The sequence below is a fragment of the Chryseomicrobium excrementi genome, from assembly GCF_002798305.1.
Classification (GTDB): Bacteria; Bacillota; Bacilli; order Bacillales_A; family Planococcaceae; genus Chryseomicrobium; species Chryseomicrobium excrementi.
This window is the reverse complement of the sequence record NZ_PCGR01000009.1, coordinates 1-3,060: the sequence shown is the minus strand read 5'-3', so window position 1 is coordinate 3,060 and position 3,060 is coordinate 1. Positions and strand designations below refer to the sequence as shown.

The 3,060-nt window shown below is 53.3% G+C and carries 1 rRNA gene; it reads left to right on the top strand.

The annotated features are described in order from the left end of the window. The first annotated feature begins 102 nt into the window (after positions 1 to 102). Positions 103 to 3,029, top strand: a 23S ribosomal RNA gene (locus CQS04_RS13540). The last annotated feature ends 31 nt before the right edge of the window (positions 3,030 to 3,060 follow it).

The following is a 3,060-nucleotide window of genomic DNA, read 5'->3' as shown; positions in this document are numbered from 1 at the left end:
ACCTGTTCTTTGAAAACTGGATAGAACGACATTGATTGTAACAAAACACAACGTCAAGTGAATTGACGTGTGACCTTTAAGCTCCGTTGGAGCGACAACTTAGGTTAAGTTGATAAGGGCGCACGGTGGATGCCTTGGCACTAGGAGCCTATGAAGGACGGCACTAACACCGATATGCTTCGGGGAGCTGTAAGTGAGCTTTGATCCGGAGATTTCCGAATGGGGAAACCCAGCACGCGTAATGGCGTGTTACCTTCCAGTGAATACATAGCTGGTCGGAGGCAGACCCAGGGAACTGAAACATCTAAGTACCTGGAGGAAGAGAAAGAAACATCGATTCCCTGAGTAGCGGCGAGCGAAACGGGAAGAGCCCAAACCAAGAGGCTTGCCTCTTGGGGTTGTAGGACACTCTATACGGAGTTACAAAGGCAAGGGGTAGACGAAGCGGTCTGGAAAGGCCCACGACACGAGGTAACAGTCCTGTAGTCCAAACCCATTGCCCTCCAGAGTGGATCCTGAGTACGGCGGAACACGTGAAATTCCGTCGGAATCCGGGAGGACCATCTCCCAAGGCTAAATACTCCCTAGTGACCGATAGTGAACCAGTACCGTGAGGGAAAGGTGAAAAGCACCCCGGAAGGGGAGTGAAAGAGATCCTGAAACCGTGTGCCTACAAGTAGTTAGAGCCCGTTAATGGGTGATAGCGTGCCTTTTGTAGAATGAACCGGCGAGTTACGATCCCATGCAAGGTTAAGTCGAGGAGACGGAGCCGCAGCGAAAGCGAGTCTGAACAGGGCGCATGAGTATGGGGTCGTAGACCCGAAACCAGGTGATCTACCCATGTCCAGGATGAAGGTGAGGTAACACTCACTGGAGGTCCGAACCCACGCACGTTGAAAAGTGCGGGGATGAGGTGTGGGTAGCGGAGAAATTCCAATCGAACCTGGAGATAGCTGGTTCTCTCCGAAATAGCTTTAGGGCTAGCCTCAGATGTAGAATCTCGGAGGTAGAGCACTGTTTGGACTAGGGGCCCATCCCGGGTTACCGAATTCAGACAAACTCCGAATGCCGATGATTTGTATCTGGGAGTCAGACTGCGAGTGATAAGATCCGTAGTCAAGAGGGAAACAGCCCAGACCACCAGCTAAGGTCCCCAAGTAACCGTTAAGTGGAAAAGGATGTGGCGTTGCTTAGACAACCAGGATGTTGGCTTAGAAGCAGCCATCATTTAAAGAGTGCGTAATAGCTCACTGGTCGAGTGACGCTGCGCCGAAAATGTATCGGGGCTAAACGGTTCACCGAAGCTGTGGATGCATACCTCAGGTATGCGTGGTAGGAGAGCGTTCTAAGGGCTGTGAAGCCTGACCGGAAGGACAGGTGGAGCGCTTAGAAGTGAGAATGCCGGTATGAGTAGCGAAAGATGGGTGAGAATCCCATCCACCGTATGACCAAGGTTTCCTGAGGAAGGCTCGTCCGCTCAGGGTCAGTCGGGACCTAAGTCGAGGCCGATAGGCGTAGACGATGGACAACAGGTTGATATTCCTGTACCACCTCCCCGCCATTTGAGTGATGGGGGGACGCAGTAGGATAGGGAAGCGTGCGGCTGGAAGTGCACGTTCAAGCAGTGAGGAGTGATGTGAGGCAAATCCCGCATCTACAACTCTGGGCTGTGATGAGGAGGACGCATGTCCGAAGTTTCTGATTTCACGCTGCCAAGAAAAGCCTCTAGCGAGGCGGGAGGTGCCCGTACCGCAAACCGACACAGGTGGTCGAGGAGAGAATCCTAAGGTGAGCGAGTGAACTCTCGTTAAGGAACTCGGCAAAATGACCCCGTAACTTCGGGAGAAGGGGTGCTCTGACAGGGTGAAAGCCCGAGAGAGCCGCAGTGAATAGGCCCAGGCGACTGTTTAGCAAAAACACAGGTCTCTGCAAAACCGTAAGGTGACGTATAGGGGCTGACGCCTGCCCGGTGCTGGAAGGTTAAGAGGAGTGCTTAGCGCAAGCGAAGGTGCGAATTGAAGCCCCAGTAAACGGCGGCCGTAACTATAACGGTCCTAAGGTAGCGAAATTCCTTGTCGGGTAAGTTCCGACCCGCACGAAAGGCGTAACGATCTGGGCACTGTCTCAACGAGAGACTCGGTGAAATTATAGTACCTGTGAAGATGCAGGTTACCCGCGACAGGACGGAAAGACCCCGTGGAGCTTTACTGTAGCCTGATATTGAACTTTGGTGCAACTTGTACAGGATAGGTAGGAGCCTAAGAGCCCGGAGCGCCAGCTTCGGAGGAGGCGTCGGTGGGATACTACCCTGGTTGTATTGAAGTTCTAACCCATGCCCCTCATCGGGGCAGGAGACAGTGTCAGGCGGACAGTTTGACTGGGGCGGTCGCCTCCTAAAGTGTAACGGAGGCGCCCAAAGGTTCCCTCAGAATGGTTGGAAATCATTCGCAGAGTGTAAAGGCATAAGGGAGCTTGACTGCGAGACCTACAAGTCGAGCAGGGTCGAAAGACGGGCTTAGTGATCCGGTGGTTCCGCATGGAAGGGCCATCGCTCAACGGATAAAAGCTACCCCGGGGATAACAGGCTTATCTCCCCCAAGAGTCCACATCGACGGGGAGGTTTGGCACCTCGATGTCGGCTCATCGCATCCTGGGGCTGTAGTCGGTCCCAAGGGTTGGGCTGTTCGCCCATTAAAGCGGTACGCGAGCTGGGTTCAGAACGTCGTGAGACAGTTCGGTCCCTATCCGTCGTGGGCGTAGGAAATTTGAGAGGAGCTGTCCTTAGTACGAGAGGACCGGGATGGACACACCGCTGGTGTACCAGTTGTCTTGCCAAAGGCATCGCTGGGTAGCTATGTGTGGACGGGATAAGTGCTGAAAGCATCTAAGCATGAAGCCCCCCTCAAGATGAGATTTCCCATTACGCAAGTAAGTAAGATCCCTCAAAGACGATGAGGTAGATAGGTTCGGGGTGGAAGCACGGCGACGTGTGGAGCTGACGAATACTAATCGATCGAGGACTTAACCAAAAAGATCAATGGAGTTCTATCCAGTTTTGAG